The sequence below is a fragment of the Streptomyces sp. NP-1717 genome, from assembly GCF_022695985.1.
GTDB lineage: Bacteria > Actinomycetota > Actinomycetes > Streptomycetales > Streptomycetaceae > Streptomyces.
On the sequence record NZ_JAAPBF010000371.1, the window covers coordinates 1 to 4008 of the forward strand.

2 protein-coding genes and 1 pseudogene are annotated in these 4008 nt (G+C 75.5%); 2 read left to right on the plus strand and 1 reads right to left on the minus strand.

Translation table 11 applies throughout. The features are described from left to right. Positions 1 to 882, plus strand: an 882-nt coding sequence (locus GXP76_RS34415; RefSeq protein WP_242575549.1) for an AAA family ATPase, incomplete at its 5' end; no start/stop codon positions are given. Next, positions 882 to 3692: a poly(A) polymerase gene (locus GXP76_RS34420; RefSeq protein ID WP_242575550.1), complete on the plus strand. Its 2811-nt coding sequence runs from the start codon at positions 882 to 884 to the stop codon at positions 3690 to 3692. The genes GXP76_RS34415 and GXP76_RS34420, both read left to right, overlap by 1 nt. 20 nt (positions 3693 to 3712) lie before the next feature. On the opposite strand, the pseudogene GXP76_RS34425 reads toward GXP76_RS34420, so the two are convergent. Then, positions 3713 to 4008: pseudogene (locus tag GXP76_RS34425) on the minus strand (helix-turn-helix domain-containing protein); the annotation flags it as partial.

Consider the following 4008-nt stretch of genomic DNA (forward strand, 5'->3'; position numbering starts at 1 on the left):
CGGGCGCGGCGGGTCGCCGATCTCGTGGGTCTGTACGGCGGGTTGCACCGGCCGTTCCCCGACGACGGGCGCCGTGCCGGGCTCGCGCGGATGGCCGTCGCCGCCGACCTGGGGGTGCTGCACGCCGTCGCCGGCGCACTCGCCGAGGACGCCGGGGCCAGGGAGCAGGTCGAGTGGTCCGCGCTGCACGCCGAGGAGGCGGGGCTGCTGGACCGCGAGCCGCTGGAGGCGCTGCGGCGCGGGCTGCGTGCCGCGCTCGAAGGGCTCGGCCCGGACGCGGTCGAACGGTGCTGGGCGCAGGCGAGGGACGCCTGGGCCGAGGGGCGTGTCCGTACCGTCGAGGAGGCGGTGGCCGCGACCTGGCGGTGGCGGACCGGGGACTTCCCGTCGTTGATTCAGCTCGTCGGGCCTTCGGGGAGCGGGAAGAGCACCTTCGCAGGAGGGCTGACCGGGGTCGGGACGCGCATCTCGCTGGACGACCTGCGCGAGGAGCGCGGTGAGCGCGCCGACCAGCGGGCCAACGGGGACGTCCTGCGGGACGGTCTCGACCGCCTCGACCGGGCGCTCGCCCGGGGCGGCACGGTGGTGTGGGACGCCACCTCGCTCAACCGCCAACAGCGCTCCCTGGTGGGCGGTTCGGCGCGGCGGCGCGACGCGTTCGTCACGCACGCCGTGCTGCTCGTGGACGAGGCGGAGCTGGTCAGGCGCAACGCCGTACGCCCGCACCCGGTGCCGTCCGACGTACTCGCCGGGCAGGTACGGCGCTTCGCGCCGCCGTATCCGGGGGACGCGCACCGGACCTGGTACATCGGGGCGGGTGGCGACATCGAGGACACGGACGGCATCGAGTCCATGGACGGCATCGAGAGCGGGGGAGTCTGATGCGGACCAGTGATCAGCTGTACCACCAGGTGCGTTGGGACCCGCGCTTCGATCCCGCGCGCTTCGTGCTCGGCGTCAGCCGGCGCGGTACGACCCCCGGGCGGATCCCGCTGCCCGCGTTCGTGCCCGGCGGCGACATCCCGTGGCACCGCGTGCTGTTCGTGGAGGCGGACGGCGAGCTGATCTGGGACCGGGCCACGGGAGTCGACCGGATCGACACGACGGACGCGGGCCGGGTACGCCAACCACGCCTGCTGCGGGCGCCGTTCTTCACCGCGGGTACTGCCTTTGTGTACGGCTCCGAAGGCTGGCGCCCGGCGCGGGGCGTGCCGTCGCCTTCACCCGCCGGCTCGATTCGGGTCCTCACCTGGAACACCCTCTGGGACCGCTACGACAGCGACCGTGTCCGCACCGCCGAGCGGCGCCCCCTGCTGCTCGCCGCGCTCAGGGATTCCGACGCCGACGTCATCGCGCTCCAGGAGGTCGAGCGCGACCTGCTCGCCGTGCTGTTGAACGCGCCCTGGGTGCGGGCGAGTTACACCGTCGGCAGCGACCCGCGCGGGCGCGAGGTGGACGACAACGGTCTGCTGCTCCTCAGCCGGCTGCCCGTGCGCGAGGCGGGTCACCATGCCCTCGCCCCGCACAAGGCCGTCACCGCGCTCACGGTGGAGACCGCCGCTGGTCCGCTCGTCGTGGCCGCCACACACCTGAGCAGTGATCATTCCGCAGATGGCGCGGCCCGGCGCCGTGGTGAACTGGCGGCCCTCGCCGAGGGATTGGGCGGTGTCGACGCGGACGTGATCCTGCTCGGCGACTTCAACGACGGCGCCGGCGGGGACGACGGGCCGGCCGCCGCGCTCGGGCTGCGTGACGCCTGGAGCGAGGTGTACGGCTCCGACGACCGCACGCCGACGTTCGATCCGGTCGCCAATCCGCTGGCCGCGGTGGCCTCGCTGTCGGGGCGTGCCGGACGGCTGGACCGGGTGCTGGTACGGGGGCGCGGGACGGTGGCCGGGGCCGCGCTGCGGGGCGATACGCCGGACGCGAGCGGCCTCCACATCTCCGACCACTACGGCGTGGAGGTGGCGGTCAACCTCACTGCCCCGGAGGGGAGTTCGGATGGCGACGTCCTCGATGTGGCCGCCACCGCCCGTACCGCCGTCGCCTGGATACCGCCCCGCGAGCTGTGGGCTCCGCTCCAGGCCGTACGGCAGGAGCACGACCCGCAGGCCGACCGCTGGCCGCCGCATGTGAACCTGATCTTCGGCTTCGTCCCGGAGTCCGATTTCGACCGCGCGGCACCGCTGTTGGCCGCTGCCGCCGCCGAGACCGCGCCCTTCGCGGCGCGGCTGGCCGGCGTGCACACCTTCGGGCACCGCGAGGACGCCACGCTCTGGCTCGATCCGGCGGCCGACGGCGACGCGGCGTGGGCGGAGCTCCGGCAGGCGCTGGAACGGCGGTTCCCGCGCTGCGGCGGGCGGCGGGCCGAGGGCTTCACACCGCATCTGACGCTCGGGCGGAGCCGCGATCCGCAGCGGGTCGCGGCGGGTATCGAGGCCCGGCTCGGTGAAGTGTCTTCCGCCGTGGGGGAGTTGGCGCTGCTGTCGCGCAGGGGTGACGAGCCGATGCGCGTACGGGCGACGGTCGCGCTCGGTACGGGGGAGATCAGTTGGCTCGCCGGTCATCAGCCACCGAAGGCGCCGGCCGCCGACATCGACGAGACCGCGGGGCTGCTCGCGCGCATTCTCGCCGAAGGCGCCGTACACATCGTCGGCTCCCGCCGGATGGGCTGCGCGTCCGCCGGTGCCGATCTGGACCTGGTGGCCGCGCTGCCGGGCGCGGCGGTGGACATGGACGAGATCCGGCGGCGGGTGACGGTCGCGCTCCCGGACGGCGCGTCTCCCGCACGCGAGGTGGTGGGCGCACGTGTGCCCGGACTCCGCTTCACGGTGGGCGAGTTGGGCGTCGACCTGGCCGTGGTCGCGACAGGGGACCTGGACCCGGCGCGGGCCGTGGAACGCCGCACCGAGCTGGGCGAGGCGGCGGCGGTCGGCCTCAGCGCGGTCAGCGACGCGGCGGCCGTACGGGACGCGGTCGGCGACCGCCACGCCGCCTTCGCCGGGCTGGCGAGGGAGGTGAAGGCGTGGGCCGGGGCGCGTGGCCTGGACTCCGCTCCCTTCGGCGGGCTGCCCGGCCTGGCGTGGGCCGTGCTGGCGGCGCACACGACGCGCGAGGCCGGGACTCTTGTGGGCGACGACCTGCTCAGGCACTTCTTCGGGACCTGGGCGGCCTGGGACTGGCGCGTACCCGTCGGCCTCACAACAGGCCCAACCGGTGCGGCAGTTGGTGCCCCCGTCACGGTCCTCAGCCCGACCGGACCGATCCGCAGCTGCACGGAACAGGTCGGCCCCGGCCACCGTGATCTGCTGGTCCACGAGCTGTACCGGGCCTGGGAACTCCTGGAGACCGGCGGCGCGCTCTCCGCACTGTCGGAGCCGCCACCCCTGCACCGCAGGCACGCCGCCTGGGCGGTGGCGACCGTGGACACGCGCCGCCCCGACACCCTGGGCCGCTTCCGGGGCCGCGTACGCGCGCTGCTCACGGCGCTCGAAGCGGCGGGGGTCCGGGACGCACACGCCTGGCCACGCCCGTACGCGACGGAGAGCGGCCGCGTCCACTACGCGATCGGCCTCGGCACGGCCCCGCCGGACGCGCCGGCGCTTGCGGGCATCGCGGAGGCGTGGGGCCGGGGTCTGCGGGACGTGGACGTGGCGTGGGCGCGGGGCGGCGACGTACCGACGCTGAGCTGACTCACCCCGTCGACGTCCCCGCAGCCACGGCAGCGGCCCGGTTCCGGGGCGCGGAAGGCGCGTTCGCAGCGTTCGCAGGTCTGGAAGGGGTGCGGGCGTACGACGGCGGGCCGGGGTGGAAGCGGCGGCGGGAGCAGTGCGGTGAGGCGGTGGGCCAGCAGGGCGGCCGGGTGGCGCGGGGCGTCGGGGAGGTTCGCGGTCAGGGCGCGGCGTACGGAGTCGGGCGCCGCGCCGCGCTCCAGCCAGGTGGCGACGCCGGACGCCAGGCGTTCCACGTCGCGCTCGGCGAGCAGCAGGCGCGGGTCGTGGCCCCGCA